Origin of the sequence: Wenzhouxiangella sp. 15190 (genome assembly GCF_003417465.1) — a bacterium.
In the GTDB taxonomy this organism is placed as follows: domain Bacteria; phylum Pseudomonadota; class Gammaproteobacteria; order Xanthomonadales; family Wenzhouxiangellaceae; genus Wenzhouxiangella.
In genome coordinates this window covers 18078-33330 of sequence record NZ_QVMV01000031.1, presented here as the reverse complement: position 1 = coordinate 33330, position 15253 = coordinate 18078, and the positions used below count along the sequence as shown (strand labels likewise).

The window sequence follows — 15253 nt, the reverse complement described above, 5'->3', positions numbered from 1 at the left end:
CGCAGGCTGATGGCGGGTAACTTTTCTCTTGCGCGAGAAAAGTCACCAAAAGCGCGCTGAAAAGACAGACGGATTCGACTCAGGAACCTTCCAGCGGAGTGGCTCCACAGGATTACGGCTTGGGCTTTGCTCGAGCCCGGCCGGATTCTTCGAGGCTTCGATCCGGGGCGTGGCGTGGCCCGACCCATTACCACGACCTCGTTGAATGCCAACAGCCCCGTAGGATGCGTGATGGCCCGTCAAGGGCCGTGACGCATCAGCCGATGCGTTGCGCTTCACTTCACGCATCCTACGGATCCCGGCGCTTTCCGATGCGGGGGTTGATCAAGGTCGGGCTGTCAGAATGCAGATTACGCCCAAGGGATGTCGAAGACACCATGTGTCTAGACGGAGCAGGAGCGAAGGCGGAGGCAAAATTCTGAAGCCCGCACGGTCTGTTGCTCCTGCGGCGAGTCCGATATCTTTTAAGCGCGCTTTTGATTCCTTTTGCCGCGCGAGGCAAAAGGAATTCGCCGCAAGAGCCTGCGAAGCAGGCCGGGCGAAACCGCTTTTGAAGTGTCGAGGCCACCGCCGCGTGCGGTCGCACCAGACCACGCGGTGCCACAGCGCGTTGAGCACCGCGACTACCCCTGGCGGCTGCCCGGCAAGCCGGACTCAGGCATCCAGATCGGGGATCAGTCGACTCTCGTACCAGGCAATCTGGTCGCGCAGACGCAATTTGCGCTTCTTCAGGCGGCGCAAGCGGAGCTGATCGACGGCGGGATTGTCGGCCATGCGCTCGATGGCCTGGTCGAGATCCCGGTGCTCCTGGCGGAGCTCGTGCAGGCGTGCGGTGATTTCGGCGAGGTTTTGGGTCACTTAGCGGCTAGAATGAGGGGCTTGGGAACATTTCCGGATTGAGCCATGAATCGCGCCACAGTGCCGCTGACCATCGTCGACGACAAGCCGCACGACACACATTCACGCAAGCAACAATATAACACCAACAAGCTGATCAAGCGCCTTCGGCGCCAGGTCGGGCAGGCGGTCACCGACTTCGAAATGATCGAACCCGGCGACCGGATCATGGTGTGCCTGTCCGGCGGAAAGGATTCCTACGCCATGCTCGATCTGCTGCTGGGCCTCAAGCAGGCCGCGCCCATCGATTTCGAGCTGGTGGCCGTCAACCTGGATCAAAAACAACCCGGTTTTCCCGAGCATGTCCTGCCCGAGTACCTGGAGTCCCTGGGTGTGGACTATCACGTCATCGAGAAGGACACCTACTCGGTGGTCAAGCGTGTGGTGCCGGAAGGAAAGACGACCTGCGGGCTGTGCTCGCGGATGCGCCGCGGCACGCTCTACGAATATGCCCGCGAAAATGGCCTGACCAAGATTGCGCTGGGCCATCATCTCGACGACATCATCGAGACCTTTTTTCTCAACCTGTTCCACGGTGCGGCACTCAAGGCCATGCCGCCCAAGTTGCTCAGCGACGACGAACAGAATATCGTCATTCGTCCGCTGGCCTATTGCCTCGAGTCGGATCTGGAAGAACTGGCAAAGGTGCGGGACTACCCGATCATTCCCTGCAATCTATGCGGCAGCCAGCCCAATCTCGAACGACAGAACATCAAGCAAATGCTGGTCGACTGGGAACGTGAAAAGCCTGGCCGCAAGATGTCGATCTTCCGCGCGCTCGGAAACGCGGCACCGTCCCAGTTGTGCGACCGCGAGTTATTCGATTTCGCTTCCTTGCAGCTGGCACGGCCATGACTTCAGGCACTGGTGATTCCGGACGGAAGCGTGCATTCTTGGCTCCATACTCAGTGGAGGACAAAGCCATGTTGACTCGCACGATTACCGCACTCCTTCTGGCGCTTGTTCTGGGCGCCTGCTCGGCATTGGCGGATAGCTTCACACTTGCAGACGGATCGACGCACGACGGGGACGTTTCCCTGATCAACGGGCGGATCGAGATCGGTTCGGATTGCGAGGTCAAGGGCGAGATCAGCAACGTCAATGGCCGCATCCAGATTGGCGGCGGTTCCCGGGCGCTCGATATCAGCAATGTCAACGGCCGCATTGAACTGGGCGAAGGCGTGGCGATCGACGGAGACGTCTCGAGCGTCAATGGCCGCATTGAACTGGGTCGGGGCAGCCGGGTAACCGGTGAGCTCGAGTCGGTCAACGGGCAGATCAGTGCCGATGGCGTCGAGATTGACGGCCAGGTGAGCTCGGTCAACGGGTCGATCGAAATGAGGGACAGTCGCGCCGAGTCGCTGGTCACCAACAACAGCAGCATCATGCTCGACGAAGGAGCCTTTATCGCCGGTGCGCTGACCGTGCGCAAAAGCCAGGGCATCAACTTCAACGCCGGCTCGCCGCCGAAAATTGTCATCGGACGCGAAGTGACGGTCGAAGGCCCCCTGAAGTTCGAGCGCGATGTCGAGCTTTTCGTGCACGAAACGGCGACCGTCGGCGAAATCACCGGGGCCGAGGCGGTCCACTACAGCGGTGACGAGCCCTGAGCCGGCGTTACTGACGGCAACCACGCCGAACGATCAGTCGTAGGTCGTGCCCTCATGGCGGATCCAGCCGCCATCGCCTGGTTGCTCGGGATCGTGGTGGGTGTGCCCGATTACGCCCCCGCGGCCATTCCACTCGTAGCGGCCCTGGAAGGCGACCGTATCACCCTGCTCTGCCGGTACCCGCTGTGAACTTTCCGCGGAGTGCCGTACGATCACGTCCACACTGCCGTCGATATTGACCACGATTCGTTGATGAATCTCGCCGGCAACCGTTTCGTCGCCGATCAACTGGGCGACTGTTCCGTGCCCGCTGACCCAGACGCCGGTCCGCCCCTGTTCGAACGCGTTCAAAAGACGCGCGTTGTCGGGCAGTGCGTTTCCGCCGCACCCCGCAAACCCGATGACGAGAACCATGATGATGAGCACGCGAAAGTGCATTCCCATGGTTTCCTCCTTCCCTTTTTATGGCGGATTCAGAATACCAGATTTATCTTATAGACCCCATTCGGACAAAAAAATGCCCCGAGCGCGGGCCCGGGGCATTGCTTGATAGCGATTTTCGGGCCGGAATCGACCGGCCGAGTTGCAGTCAGCTTTTGAGCTTCTTCCGCAAGCGCTCCAGTGCGGCCAGTTGAGCCATGGCTTCCGCGAGCTGGGCCTGAGCCTGCGCGATGTCCATATCGGCCGAGCGGTCGGAAATCGCCTTTTCGGCCTCTTCCTTGGCCTTGAGCGCGGCCGCCTCGTCCAGGTCGCTCGCTCGCGCCGCCGTGTCCGACAGGACGGAGACCACATGAGGTTGCACTTCCAGCAGCCCGCCGGAGATGTAGTAAAACTCTTCTCCACCTTCGGGCAACACCACCCGCACCTGGCCGGGCTTGAGCCGGGTCAGCAGCGGAGCGTGGCGCGGCGCGATGCCGAGCTCACCTTCCTCACCGCTGACCACGACCATGGCAGCGTCGCCCGAGAAGATCTCGGCTTCGGCGCTGACGATGTCGCAATGGATTGTTGATGCCATTTTTACTACTCCGGGCCCGCTTTATGCGTGCTAGTCATCTCTAGTGAGTGAGGGCGTGATTCGAGTTCGCTGGCAAAGGCCCGAGGGCGGCCGGAAGCGCAGTGTACATGCCAGTACATGAGCATTTCGGCCGTCCCGAGAACGCCGCCAGCGGGCTCGAAGCGCGGCCTCACGCCGCTTTTTCTGCCATCTTTTCGCCCTTCTCCACAGCCTCTTCAATGGTGCCGACCATGTAGAAGGCCTGCTCGGGCAGGTGATCGTATTCACCGTCGCAGATGCCCTTGAAGCCGCGAATCGTGTCCTTGAGCGACACGTATACGCCCGGCGAGCCGGTGAAGACCTCGGCCACGAAGAACGGCTGCGAGAAGAAGCGCTCGACCTTGCGCGCACGCGCGACGGTCAGTTTGTCCTCTTCACTCAGTTCGTCCATGCCGAGAATGGCGATGATGTCCTTGAGCTCCTTGTAGCGCTGCAGCGTGCCCTGCACCTTGCGGGCGACATCGTAGTGCTCCTGGCCGACCACGAGCGGATCGAGCTGGCGCGAGGTCGAGTCGAGCGGATCGACGGCCGGGTAAATGCCGAGTTCGGCAATGGAGCGGGCCAGCACGACGGTTGCGTCGAGGTGGGCGAAGGTGGTCGCCGGCGACGGGTCGGTGAGGTCGTCGGCCGGGACGTAGACGGCCTGGATCGAGGTGATCGAACCGGTCTTGGTCGAGGTGATGCGCTCCTGCAGCATGCCCATCTCCTCGGCCAGGGTCGGCTGGTAGCCCACCGCCGACGGCATGCGGCCGAGCAGGGCGGAGACCTCGGTGCCGGCCAGGGTGTAGCGGTAGATGTTGTCGATGAACATCAACACGTCGCGACCTTCGTCGCGGAAGTACTCGGCCATGGTCAGCCCGGACAGGGCCACGCGCAGGCGGTTGCCCGGCGGCTCGTTCATCTGGCCGAACACCAGCGCCACCTTGTCGAGGACGTTGGAGTCCTTCATCTCGTGGTAGAAGTCGTTGCCCTCGCGGGTACGCTCGCCCACGCCGGCGAACACCGAGTAACCGGAGTGCTCGATGGCGATGTTGCGAATGAGCTCAAGCATGTTGACGGTCTTGCCGACCCCGGCGCCGCCGAACAGGCCGACCTTGCCGCCCTTGGCGAAGGGGCAGATGAGGTCGATGACCTTGATGCCGGTCTCGAGCAGTTCGTTGCTGGCGGCCTGCTCCTCGAAGGAAGGCGCCTGGCGATGGATCGACCATCGCTCTTCCTCGCCGATCTCGCCGGCTTCGTCGATCGGGTTGCCCATGACGTCCATGATGCGGCCCAGCGTCTTGGTGCCCACCGGCACACTGATTGGCTTGCCCGTATTGGTAACCGGGAGATGACGGGTCAGACCGTCGGTCGAACCCAGCGCAATGGTGCGCACCACGCCGTCACCGAGCTGCTGCTGGACTTCCAGCATCAGGTCCTGGTCATCGACGGTCAGGGCGTCATAGACGTTGGGTACCTCGCCGCGCGGGTATTCCACGTCAACGACGGCACCGATAATCTGGACAATCTTGCCTTGGCTCATTTGCTTCAATCCTAGTGTTTGTCCTGGCTAAAGCTCGCTTCAGCGAACCAGCTCGTTTCAAAAATAAACGATAGTGATAAGAAAATAGAAAATAGTTAATAGAAAATAGATTAGGAAAGCCCAGTTAGACCTTCTATTTACTTTTTTCTATTTTCTATTTTCTTCTTGCTCTATTCACTTATCACTCGCAATCAGACCGCAGCGGCACCGCCGACGATCTCGGAAATCTCCTGCGTGATCGCCGCCTGTCGGGCCTTGTTGTAAGCTAGTTGCAGGTCGTCGATCAGGTCGCTGGCGTTGTCCGATGCGCTCTTCATGGCGACCATGCGCGCGGCGTGTTCACTGGCCACGTTTTCCAGGGCGGCCTGGTAGATCAGTGACTCGACATAGCGCGTCAGCACGTCGTCGAGCAATTGCTCGGCGTCGGGCTCGTAGAGGTAGTCCCAGTACTGCAGCATGGGTTCGTCCTCGGCCGGTGGCAGCGGCAGTACCGGCTCGACGACGGACTTCTGCGTCATCGTGTTGATGAATCGGTTGTAGCACAGGTAGACACGATCGACCTCTTCTTCCCTGTAGCCGTCCAGCACGACCTTGATCGAACCGATCAGGTCCTCCAGGCGCGGCTGCTCGCCCAGATCCTGGGTCGCGGCGGAAATCTCGATCTGGACACGACGGAAAAACTGGGCGGCTTTTCGACCGACCAGCACCATCGTCACCTCGACACCCTTTTCCTGCCACTGGCGGAACTCGCCGAGGAGCTTGCGGAATAGCGTGTTGTTGAGGCCACCGCAGAGACCGCGATCGGTCGCCATGACGATGTAGGCCACGCGCTTGATTTCCTCGCGCTCGACCGTGAACGGGTGGCGGTATTCGGGATTGGCGTGCGCCAGATGGCCGATCACCTGGCGCATCATCCGCGCGTAGGGCCGAGAAGCCTCCATGCGGTCCTGCGCCTTGCGAATCTTGCTGGCCGAGACCATCTCCAGCGCACTGGTGACCTTGCGCGTGTTCTTGATGCTCTTGATCTGGCCGACGATTTCTCTTGATCCGCTCATATTTGCTGCCTTCGATTCATTTCGCTATTGGCATCTGTACTGTTGCCTTCGGAGCTTTCGATACTCGTAAATAGAAAATAGAAAATAGAAAAACCGATTGGGCCGGGCCTATTTACTATTCACTATTTACGATTTACTGAAGGCTGGCTCACCACGAGCCGGTCTTCTTGAACTCCTCGCAGGCCTTCTTCAGCTCTTCCTTGAGTTCGTCGTTCCAGTCGCCCTTTTCGTTGATCTTCTTCATCAGGTCTTCGTGGCTGCTGCTCATGTAGTCGCGCAACGCCACCTCGAAGTCCGTTACCTTGTTGAGCGGCAGATCGTCGAGGTAACCCTCGTTTCCGGCAAACAGACTGACCGCCATTTCGGCCACCGAAAGCGGCGTGTACTGCGGCTGCTTCATCAGCTCGGTGATGCGCTGGCCGCGCTCGAGCTGCTTGCGCGTCTGCTCGTCGAGATCGGAGGCGAACTGCGAGAACGCCGCCAACTCACGGTACTGCGCCAGGGCCAGACGGACACCGCCGCCGAGCTTCTTGATGATCTTGGTCTGGGCCGAACCGCCAACACGCGAAACCGACAGGCCGGCGTTGATGGCCGGACGGATACCGGCGTTGAACAGGTCGGTTTCCAGGAAGATCTGGCCGTCGGTAATCGAGATGACGTTGGTCGGCACGAAGGCGGACACGTCACCGGCCTGGGTTTCGATGATCGGCAACGCGGTCAGCGAACCGGTCTTGCCCTTGACCTTACCGTTGGTCTTTTCCTCGACAAAATCGGCGTTCACCCGCGAGGCGCGTTCGAGCAGGCGCGAGTGGAGATAGAAGACGTCACCGGGGTAGGCTTCGCGGCCCGGCGGACGACGCAGCAGCAGCGACACCTGGCGATAGGCCCAGGCCTGCTTGGTGAGGTCGTCGTAGACGATCAGGGCGTCTTCGCCTCGGTCGCGGAAGTACTCGCCCATGGCGCAGCCCGCGTAGGGGGCAATGTACTGGAGCGCGGCCGACTGGGAGGCGTTGGCAGCGACCACGATGGTGTGCTCCATGGCGCCGTGCTCCTCGAGCTTTCGCACCACCGAGGCCACCGACGAGGCCTTCTGGCCGATGGCGACGTAGATGCACTTGATGCCCTTGCCCTTCTGGTTGATGATCGCGTCGATCGCCACCGCCGACTTGCCGGTCTGGCGGTCGCCGATGATCAATTCACGCTGACCGCGGCCGATCGGCACCATGGCATCGATGGATTTCAGGCCAGTCTGAACCGGCTGGTCGACGCCCTGGCGGGCAATCACCCCCGGCGCGATCTTCTCGATCGGCTCGGTGCTGTCGGTATCGATCGGTCCGTTGCCGTCGATGGGGTTGCCCAGCGAGTCGACCACGCGGCCCAGCAGCGCCTCGCCCACCGGCACTTCCAGGATGCGGCCCGTGCAACGCACGGTGTCGCCTTCCTTGATGTGCGTGTAGTCGCCCATCACCACCGAGCCGACGGAGTCGCGCTCGAGGTTGAGCGCCAGGCCGTAGGTTTCGTCGGGAAACTCGATCATCTCCCCCTGCATGGCATCGGCCAGGCCGTGGAGGCGGCAAATGCCGTCGGAAACGCTGACCACCGTACCTTCGGTGCGCGCTTCGGAGGAGATTTCGAACTGCTCCACGCGCTTGCGGATCAGATCGGAAATTTCAGTCGGGTTTAGGGTCTGCTGCATTTTTGCAATCCTTGAACATTCAATTCATTCCGGCCGCCGACCCGATAGTTGTCGCGACCGAACCGTTTATGCGTTGATTCGTCGGCCCAGCTGTTCGAGACGCCCGCGCACGCTGCCGTCGATGACTTCGTCGCCGGCGCGGATCACCGCACCGCCGATGAGCGATTCGTCGACCTCGACGTGCATGTCCACTTCCCGCCCGAAGCGGGCCTTGAGGCGTTCGGCCAGTTCGCTGGACTGTTTGTCGTCCATGGGCCGGGCCGAAAACACCTCGACCCGGATCCGCTGTTCGGCTTCGCGGCGGTACTGCTCGTACTGGGCCGCGATTTCCGGCAGCAGTTCCAGGCGACCGTTGGTGATGACCACCCGAAGAAAATTCTCGAACGACTCGTCGAAACGGTCCTTGCCGATGCCGGTGAACAGTTCGAGCAGGCGATCGCCGCTCACGCGCGGGTCGCCGGCGAGGTAGCGCATCTCTTCGGCGCCGGCGATCTCGGAGGCCAACTCCAGCGCCTCGCTCCAGTGATCGTAGGCGTCGGCATCCCGGGCCGCCTCGAAAGCGGCGCGGGCATAGGGTCGGGCAAGTGTGGTCCGGTTGAGCATGGCTTACAGTTCCGCGGCCAGCTTGTCGAGCATCTCGCGATGCCGCTTGTCGTCGATCTCGGACTCGATCACCCGGCCGGCGCCGGCAATCGCCAGCGAGGCCACGCTTTCGCGCAGGGCCTCACGCGCCTGGTTGGTCGCCTGGCGGATTTCCGCCTCGGCGGCCTGAACTTGGCGATCGCGTTCGGCAATGGCCTCTTCCTTGGCCTGCTCGACGAGTTGATTACCGCGCTGGCTGGCCTGCTCGATGACCTCACCGGCCTTGCGACGGGCCTCGCGGATGATCTCGTCGGCTTCGGCGTTGGCCTTGTCCAGGGCCTGCTCGGCCTCCTCGGACTGGGCCAGGCCCTCGGCAATCTTGCGCCGACGCTCTTCCATGGCCTTGGTCACCGGCGGCCAGACGTACTTCATCGTGACCAGCACCAGCACCAGGAAGGTGCCGGCCTGGCCGATCAGGGTGCCTAGCGAGACATCCATAGCATTCCCCTGCAGTTATACGCGTTTGGTCTGAAGTAAACGGTCACTCGCGCTGATCAACTGCCCAGGGCAGCCAGCAACGGGTTGGCGAACAGCAGCAGGGCGGCGAAGGCCACGCCGATGATCGACAGGGCGTCGAGCAGGCCGGCGATGATGAACATGCGAACCTGCAGCATGCCGGCCAGTTCCGGCTGGCGGCTCGCGCCTTCGAGGAACTTGCCACCCAGCAGGCCGAAGCCGATACCGGTACCGAGCGCTGCAAAGGCGAAGATCAGACCGACGGCGATGGCGGTGCTGGCCTGGATTTGTGCGATTACTTCCACTTTCTTTCTCCTGGTGGTTTGCTACTTAGAGCTTGGTTTACGGGTTTGTCGAATCAGTGTTCTTCATACGCCAGCGACAGGTAGACAATCGTCAGCGTCATGAAAATGAAGGCCTGCAACGGCACCACGAGAATGTGGAACACCGCCCAGGCGCCACCGGGGATGAACTGGATCCACCACGGCAGCATGGCAATCAGGATGAAGATCAGCTCGGCCGCGTAGAGGTTGCCGAACAATCGCAGCGCCAGCGAGACCGGCTTGGCCACCAGCTCCACGAGATTGAGCAGAATGTTGGCCGGCCACAGAAGCGGGTTCTTGCCGAAGGGATGGAACAGCATTTCCTTGCCGAAGCCGGCGAACCCCTTGCCCTTGACGCTGTAGACCAGAATCAGAACCAGCACGGACAGCGACAGCGCGAACGGCGCGTTGACGTCGGCCGACGGCACCACGCGCAGGTACTCGAGACCCACTGCCTGAGCCAGCAACGGCAGGTAGTCGACCGGGATCAGGTCCATCAGATTCCACAGCAGCACCCACACGAAGATCGTCATCGCCAGCGGCGCGACGAACTCGCGCGGGCCGTGGAAACTTTCCTTCACGGAGTTGTCGACGAAGTCCACGAGCACTTCGACGAAGTTTTGCAGCTTGCCCGGCACGCCGGCCGTGGCGCGTCGGGCGGCCATCCACATCACGAACAGCATCAGCGCGCCCAGCACCACCGAGAAGAACAGCGTGTCGACATGGAAAGTCCACAGCCCTTCGCCCACAGTCAGGTGCTCGAGGTGATGCGAGACGTATTCGGTCGGGGAAGATCCGGCTGCTGCGACTGCAAAACTCACGATCGGCTCGTCCTTGCTCTCAATTCATCATTCAGCCGCGCGCCCCAGGCGCAGCAGCGCAATCCAGTAGGCCAGCACGGTGGCCACGTATCCTGTCAAAACCGGCGCGAAGTAACCGGCAAACCATTTGGCGACGACGACGAACAACACCACCGCCAGCACCAGCTTCAGCGCCATGGCGCGGTAAAAGGCCGCCATCATCTGCGCAGGCTCAGCCTCGCTGGTCGCAGCCCCCGCACGAAGTGCACTGACCGCGGTCAACAACACGCCGATGCCGCCCCCGACGAGCACCGCAAGGGCCTGGGGGACGCCGGCCAGCAGGCCGAAGGCAAGCGCGCCGAGCACGCTGAGCACCGCTTGCAGGCGAAGCAGCCAGACCACGGTGTGAGCGAATCTCTCCTGCACCTGTATGGTCCCCTGCCACTATCCTGCGTCGATGCCAGGCTTGCCGATACGGGAATCGCGCATCGACAAAAATGCCACCGCCGATGCCCTGAGCACCACCGGTGGCCACAAATCCCGAGAATTATAGCAGGGGCGAGAAGCGAGCGGCAAGCCGATTGCCGCCCGCCGTGCCGGGAACCGTCAAATTCCCGGGTGGAGTTCAAGCGAACGCGGAACTCTAGCGCCGGAAACGTTCCAGCAGGCCGTCGAGTTCGTCAAGGCTGGTGTACTTGATGGTGACCTGGCCCTTGCCAGAGGCCGAGTGCTTGACGCTGACCGGCGCGCAGAGGGATTCAGTCAGTTCCTGCTCGAGGCGCTCGATATCGGCGGGCTTGCGCTCGGGTTTCGATTTCTTCGGCTCGGGCGCGCCTTCACGCATGCGCCGCACCAGGGCCTCGGTCTGGCGTACCGACAGGTCCTTGTCGACCACCTCGTGAGCGGCGCGGATCTGGTCGGGGCGCTCGAGCGTGAGCAGCGCCCGGGCATGACCCATGTCGATCTGCTTGCTGTCGACCATCTCGCGCACTTCGGGTGCGAGTTCCATCAGCCTGAGCAGGTTGGTCACCGAAGTGCGCGAACGGCCCACGCTGCGGGCGGCCTGTTCGTGCGTGAGGCCGAATTCCTCGATCAGGCGCCTGAGCGCCCCTGCTTCCTCGAGCGGATTGAGATCCTCGCGCTGGATGTTCTCGATCAGGGCCAGCGCCAGCGTGGCCTCGTCGGCAATCTCGCGCACCAGGGCCGGAATGGTTTCCATGCCGGCCATCCGGCAGGCACGCCAGCGACGCTCGCCGGCAATCAACTCGTAGCGGCCCTGCTTTGCCAGGGGACGCACCACGATCGGCTGAACCAGACCCTGTTCCTTGATCGAGTCCGACAACTCCTGCAGGCGGTCGGGATCCATGGCCGACCGGGGCTGGTAGCGACCGGGTTCGATCACGTCGACCGGCAGTTCCTTCAGGCCGGTCAGCTCGCCCTCCGGGCTGGCCTGCTCGGCGGCGGCGCGGGTCTTTCCGAGCAGGGCGTCGAGGTTCTTGCCCAAAGGTTTCTTCTTGCGTGAAGCGGCCATTGGCGTGTGTTCCGGTCTAGAGTTGTTGTTCGGCGGCCAGGTCCTGGGCCGTATTCGAGGGCGTACGCGTCGCCTCGCCCATGCGCCTGAGGTATTCGCCGGCCAGGCCCAGATAGGCCACGGCACCGCGCGAATCGCGATCGTAGTGGATCACCGACTGACCGTAGCTCGGCGCCTCGGCCACGCGCACGTTGCGCGGGATCACCGTGGCGTAGAGCTTGTCGCCGAAATGCTCGGAAAGCTGACGCGACACGGCGCCGGAGAGGTTGTTGCGAATATCGAACATGGTGCGCACCAGGCCCTCGATTTCCAGTTCCGGATTGACCGAATCCTGGATCTGCTCGATGGTGCTGAGCAACGCGGTCAACCCCTCGAGCGCATAGTACTCGCACTGCATCGGTATCAGTACCGAGTCGGCGGCGGTCAGCGCGTTGAGGGTGAGTACGTTCAGCGACGGCGGACAATCGATGATGATGTGGTGATAACGCGAGGCGGCATTGGCCAGGACGCCGCGCAGAACGCTGGCCCGGTCGTCTTCGTCCATCAGCGCCACCTCCGCGGCGGTCAGGTCGCCGTTGGCCGGCACCAGGTCGAAGCCCATCGCCTCGACGGGCACGACCGCTTCGGAAATCGCGCACTCGCCCATCAACACTTCGCAAAGCGTGTTCTGGCCTTCTTCGAGCTCGACACCCGATCCGGTGGTGGCATTGCCCTGGGGATCGATGTCGATCAGCAGCACGCGCCGCTTGAGTTCGGCCAGGCCGGCAGCAAGGTTGAGCGCCGTGGTGGTCTTGCCCACGCCGCCCTTCTGGTTGGTTACGGCCACGATTCGGGCCTTTCGCTGTGTCATGACTTCCTCAGGATGGCCAGGCTGCGGGCGCTATCCGCGCCGGGCACGTTCAGTTCGATCCGATCGACATTGTACGCATCCGCCACCGCAGCGCACTCGTCATCTTCGAGCCGGCCCTTCATCGCCAGCAGGGTCGCGCCTGCGGCCAGCAGGTGGCCGAGCTGCTCGACCAGCCTGGGCAGCGGCGCCAGGGCCCGCGCGACGACCTGATCGGGCACGGTATCGGGCTCGAATGCTTCCAGGCGGGCCTGTACCGGCTCGATGTTCTCGAGATTCAGTTCCCGACGCACCTGGCGCAGAAAGCGTACCTTCTTGCCGTTGCTGTCGACGAGCACGAAGTGCCGCTCGGGACAGACGATCGCCAATGGCACGCCGGGCAGGCCGGCGCCCGTGCCGGCATCGACGATCTCGCGGCCCTCGATCCAGGGCAGGATGCTCAGGCTGTCGATCAGGTGCCGGTCGACCATCGCCGTCGGCTCGTCGACGGCGGTGAGATTATAGGCGCGATTCCAGCGCGAGAGGAGGGCCAGGTAGTCGATCAGGCAATCCTCTTGCGCCTCATCCAGCGTCAGTCCGAGACCCGCCAGGCCGGCATCCAGCCTGGCACGCTGTGCATCGGCGTTCACGATGGTGCTCGCTCTCCAGTATCGGTCTCACGCTCTTCGCCCGGCGTCGGCGCCGGCGGCAGGTCGCGGTGATGGTGGCAGGCGACCTGGTGGCCATTGTCCAGGGTTTCGAGCTCGGGCACCTTCTCGGCGCACAGCTCCGTGGCGAAGGGACAGCGTGTGCGAAAAACGCAGCCCGAGGGCGGATTCAGCGGTGAGGGCATGTCGCCCTGCAGCGAGCGCCGGGCGCGGGCACGTTCGCGCGCCGGGTCGGGAATCGGCACCGACTCGATCAGCGCACGCGTGTAGGGGTGGCGCGGCTCACGGTAGATGCTGGAACGGTCGGCCAGCTCCATCACCTTGCCCATGTACATCACCAGGATGCGGTCGGAAACGTGGCGCACGATCGACAGGTCGTGGGCGATGAAGATCAGCGACAGTTGCAGCTTCTTCTGCAGGTCCTTGAGCAGATTCACGATCTGTGCCTGGATGGAGACGTCCAGCGCGCTGACCGGCTCGTCGCAGACGACCAGGCGCGGGTTGACCACCAGGGCGCGGGCGATGCCGACGCGCTGGCACTGCCCGCCGGAGAACTCGTGCGGGTAGCGGTTGATCTGGTCGGGCCGCAGACCCACCAGCTTGAGGATGCCGGTCACGCGCTCGCGGATCTGCAGGCGCGACATCGACGGAAAGAACGTCTTCAGCGGCTCGGCGATGATGTCACCGACGGTCATGCGCGGGTCGAGCGAGCCCTGCGGGTCCTGGAAGATGAGCTGAATCTCGCGGCGTTTCCTTCGCAACGTCTCCTCGCTGACCTGGACCAGGTCCTCACCCAGCCACAGGATTTCGCCGCGCCTGGGCCGTTGCAGGCCGAGAATCGCGCGCGCCAGGGTCGACTTGCCGCAACCCGACTCACCCACGACGCCGAGGGTCTCGGCGGGGTAGACGTCGAAACTCACCCCGTCGACGGCCCGGATGCTGTGGTAGTCGTGATGAAACAGCCAACCGGTATCGACGCGGAAGCTCACCTCGAGATCGCGCACCTGCAACACGGGATTGCGCATCAGCCGGCCTCCTTCTTCGACGGCAGCGACTCGAGATGACAGCGCTTGAAGCGGCCTTCGCCGACTTCCTCGAACTCGGGCAGCGCGCGACACTTGTCCCAGGCATAGGAACAGCGATCGCGGAAGGGGCAACCCTCCGGCACCTCGAGCAGATTGGGCGGATTGCCGGGAATGGCGTGCATAATGCCCGAATCGTGCCGATCCAGTCGCGGCACCGAGGCCAGCAGCCCTTCGGTGTAGGGGTGCTGCGGGTCGGCGAACAACTCGTCCACCCCGGCCATTTCCATCTCCTTGCCGGCGTACATAACCAGGACGCGATTACACAGACCGGCGACCACGCCCAGGTCGTGGGTGATCAGCAGAATTGCGGTCGACGACTGGGTCGAGAGCTCACCCATGAGCGAATTGATCTGCGACTGGACGGTCACGTCGAGCGCGGTGGTCGGCTCGTCGGCAATCAGCAGATCGGGCTGGCACAAAAGCCCCATGGCGATCATCACGCGCTGGCACATGCCGCCGGACAACTCGTGCGGATACTGGCGCATGCGCTGCTCGGCGTCGCTGAGCTGGACCTGGCGCAGCATCTCGATGGCCCGTTCGCGCGCGGGCTTTTTCTTGAGATTACGGTGGTGGGTCAGTACCTCGATAAGCTGGTCACCGACGGTCATGTACGGGTTGAGCGAGGAGACCGGATCCTGAAAGATCATCGAGATCTTCGAGCCCCGCACGCGGGTCAGTTCGGACAGCGACATCCCCAGCAGTTCCTGGCCGCGGAACTTCACCGAGCCGGTCGCCTGACCGTTCTCGGCCAGCAACCCCATCAGCGCCAGCGCGGTCTGCGTCTTGCCCGAGCCCGACTCGCCCACCAGCCCCAGCGTCTCACCGGGCTCGAGATCGAAACTGATCCCGTTGACGGCATGCACGACGCCGTCGGGGGTGTCGAAGGAGACGGTTAGGTCACGAACTTCTAAGAGAGCCATTGCCAGAAGCCATTGGGTTGACAGTGAGATGGGAAAGTAAATAGAAAATAGAAAATAGAAAATAGAAAGTCGAACTCGCCGCAAGCGCCTTACGCGAATTGAAACCGGATGACTCACCCACGCCTGCCCTCGATAGGGCACCAAACATTCCCATACTTGTTCGGTCCT

18 protein-coding genes are annotated in these 15253 nt (G+C 62.6%); 2 read left to right on the top strand and 16 right to left on the bottom strand.

From position 1 onward, the window contains the following. Positions 1 to 654: 654 nt before the first annotated feature. Positions 655 to 858 carry a YdcH family protein gene (locus DZK26_RS09165; protein WP_116899401.1) on the bottom strand — a complete coding sequence of 68 codons (204 nt, stop codon included), beginning with the start codon at positions 856 to 858 and terminating at the stop codon, positions 655 to 657. A gap of 45 nt (positions 859 to 903) precedes the next feature. Here DZK26_RS09165 and ttcA point away from each other — a divergent pair, with 45 nt between their 5' ends. Both ttcA and DZK26_RS09155 read left to right on the top strand, forming a co-directional pair. Further along, entirely contained in the window at positions 904 to 1752 is an 849-nt protein-coding gene (gene ttcA, locus DZK26_RS09160; protein ID WP_116899400.1) for a tRNA 2-thiocytidine(32) synthetase TtcA, read from the top strand. A gap of 68 nt (positions 1753 to 1820) precedes the next feature. Next, entirely contained in the window at positions 1821 to 2507 is a 687-nt protein-coding gene (locus DZK26_RS09155; protein ID WP_147306727.1) for a hypothetical protein, read from the top strand. Positions 2508 to 2540: 33 nt separating this feature from the next. Here DZK26_RS09155 and DZK26_RS09150 read toward each other — a convergent pair whose 3' ends face one another. The 15 genes from DZK26_RS09150 to DZK26_RS09080 form a co-directional block, all read right to left on the bottom strand. Next, a complete protein-coding gene (locus tag DZK26_RS09150; RefSeq protein WP_116899398.1) occupies positions 2541 to 2951 on the bottom strand; it encodes a DUF3465 domain-containing protein in 411 nt (136 codons plus the stop codon). Between the two features lie 145 nt (positions 2952 to 3096). Next, positions 3097 to 3522, bottom strand: a complete 426-nt coding sequence (locus DZK26_RS09145; protein WP_116899397.1) for a F0F1 ATP synthase subunit epsilon — start codon at positions 3520 to 3522, stop codon at positions 3097 to 3099. 169 nt (positions 3523 to 3691) lie between these two features. Continuing rightward, a complete protein-coding gene (atpD, locus tag DZK26_RS09140; protein ID WP_116899396.1) occupies positions 3692 to 5083 on the bottom strand; it encodes a F0F1 ATP synthase subunit beta in 1392 nt (463 codons plus the stop codon). Between the two features lie 191 nt (positions 5084 to 5274). Next, positions 5275 to 6138, bottom strand: coding sequence for a F0F1 ATP synthase subunit gamma (gene atpG, locus DZK26_RS09135; protein ID WP_116899395.1), 864 nt, complete (start codon positions 6136 to 6138; stop codon positions 5275 to 5277). A 148-nt stretch (positions 6139 to 6286) separates the two neighbouring features. Beyond that, positions 6287 to 7834, bottom strand: a complete 1548-nt coding sequence (gene atpA / locus DZK26_RS09130; protein ID WP_116899394.1) for a F0F1 ATP synthase subunit alpha — start codon at positions 7832 to 7834, stop codon at positions 6287 to 6289. 66 nt (positions 7835 to 7900) lie between these two features. Continuing rightward, positions 7901 to 8437 (bottom strand): F0F1 ATP synthase subunit delta, encoded by a 537-nt coding sequence (locus tag DZK26_RS09125; protein ID WP_116899393.1) that lies wholly within the window; start codon positions 8435 to 8437, stop codon positions 7901 to 7903. Positions 8438 to 8440: 3 nt separating this feature from the next. After that, positions 8441 to 8914 carry a F0F1 ATP synthase subunit B gene (locus DZK26_RS09120; RefSeq protein ID WP_116899392.1) on the bottom strand — a complete coding sequence of 158 codons (474 nt, stop codon included), beginning with the start codon at positions 8912 to 8914 and terminating at the stop codon, positions 8441 to 8443. Positions 8915 to 8970: 56 nt separating this feature from the next. Further along, positions 8971 to 9228 (bottom strand): F0F1 ATP synthase subunit C, encoded by a 258-nt coding sequence (gene atpE / locus DZK26_RS09115; RefSeq protein WP_258870908.1) that lies wholly within the window; start codon positions 9226 to 9228, stop codon positions 8971 to 8973. A gap of 62 nt (positions 9229 to 9290) precedes the next feature. Next, complete coding sequence (gene atpB, locus DZK26_RS09110) at positions 9291 to 10076, bottom strand: F0F1 ATP synthase subunit A (RefSeq protein WP_220337285.1); 786 nt, start codon at positions 10074 to 10076, stop codon at positions 9291 to 9293. Positions 10077 to 10103: 27 nt separating this feature from the next. Further along, positions 10104 to 10481 carry an ATP synthase subunit I gene (locus tag DZK26_RS09105; protein WP_181935621.1) on the bottom strand — a complete coding sequence of 126 codons (378 nt, stop codon included), beginning with the start codon at positions 10479 to 10481 and terminating at the stop codon, positions 10104 to 10106. A gap of 217 nt (positions 10482 to 10698) precedes the next feature. Beyond that, a complete protein-coding gene (locus DZK26_RS09100) occupies positions 10699 to 11586 on the bottom strand; it encodes a ParB/RepB/Spo0J family partition protein (protein ID WP_116899388.1) in 888 nt (295 codons plus the stop codon). Positions 11587 to 11602: 16 nt separating this feature from the next. Beyond that, a complete protein-coding gene (locus DZK26_RS09095; RefSeq protein WP_116899387.1) occupies positions 11603 to 12436 on the bottom strand; it encodes a ParA family protein in 834 nt (277 codons plus the stop codon). Beyond that, on the bottom strand, positions 12433 to 13062 hold the full coding sequence (gene rsmG, locus DZK26_RS09090; RefSeq protein WP_116899386.1) for a 16S rRNA (guanine(527)-N(7))-methyltransferase RsmG: 630 nt from the start codon (positions 13060 to 13062) through the stop codon (positions 12433 to 12435). Before rsmG ends, DZK26_RS09095 begins: the two co-directional genes overlap by 4 nt. Beyond that, positions 13059 to 14108 (bottom strand): ABC transporter ATP-binding protein, encoded by a 1050-nt coding sequence (locus DZK26_RS09085; RefSeq protein WP_404976204.1) that lies wholly within the window; start codon positions 14106 to 14108, stop codon positions 13059 to 13061. Before DZK26_RS09085 ends, rsmG begins: the two co-directional genes overlap by 4 nt. Beyond that, positions 14105 to 15085 carry an ABC transporter ATP-binding protein gene (locus tag DZK26_RS09080; RefSeq protein WP_116899384.1) on the bottom strand — a complete coding sequence of 327 codons (981 nt, stop codon included), beginning with the start codon at positions 15083 to 15085 and terminating at the stop codon, positions 14105 to 14107. Before DZK26_RS09080 ends, DZK26_RS09085 begins: the two co-directional genes overlap by 4 nt. Positions 15086 to 15253 lie beyond the last annotated feature (168 nt).

Coding starts and splice junctions, on each gene's coding strand:
- DZK26_RS09145 (WP_116899397.1), bottom strand. CDS start 3,522: ATGGCATCAACAATCCATTGCGACATCGTCAGCGCCGAAGCCGAGATC.
- DZK26_RS09155 (WP_147306727.1), top strand. CDS start 1,821: ATGTTGACTCGCACGATTACCGCACTCCTTCTGGCGCTTGTTCTGGGC.
- DZK26_RS09125 (WP_116899393.1), bottom strand. CDS start 8,437: ATGCTCAACCGGACCACACTTGCCCGACCCTATGCCCGCGCCGCTTTC.
- DZK26_RS09150 (WP_116899398.1), bottom strand. CDS start 2,951: ATGGGAATGCACTTTCGCGTGCTCATCATCATGGTTCTCGTCATCGGG.
- ttcA (WP_116899400.1), top strand. CDS start 904: ATGAATCGCGCCACAGTGCCGCTGACCATCGTCGACGACAAGCCGCAC.
- DZK26_RS09095 (WP_116899387.1), bottom strand. CDS start 12,436: ATGACACAGCGAAAGGCCCGAATCGTGGCCGTAACCAACCAGAAGGGC.
- atpD (WP_116899396.1), bottom strand. CDS start 5,083: ATGAGCCAAGGCAAGATTGTCCAGATTATCGGTGCCGTCGTTGACGTG.
- atpA (WP_116899394.1), bottom strand. CDS start 7,834: ATGCAGCAGACCCTAAACCCGACTGAAATTTCCGATCTGATCCGCAAG.
- DZK26_RS09120 (WP_116899392.1), bottom strand. CDS start 8,914: ATGGATGTCTCGCTAGGCACCCTGATCGGCCAGGCCGGCACCTTCCTG.
- DZK26_RS09080 (WP_116899384.1), bottom strand. CDS start 15,085: ATGGCTCTCTTAGAAGTTCGTGACCTAACCGTCTCCTTCGACACCCCC.
- DZK26_RS09100 (WP_116899388.1), bottom strand. CDS start 11,586: ATGGCCGCTTCACGCAAGAAGAAACCTTTGGGCAAGAACCTCGACGCC.
- atpG (WP_116899395.1), bottom strand. CDS start 6,138: ATGAGCGGATCAAGAGAAATCGTCGGCCAGATCAAGAGCATCAAGAAC.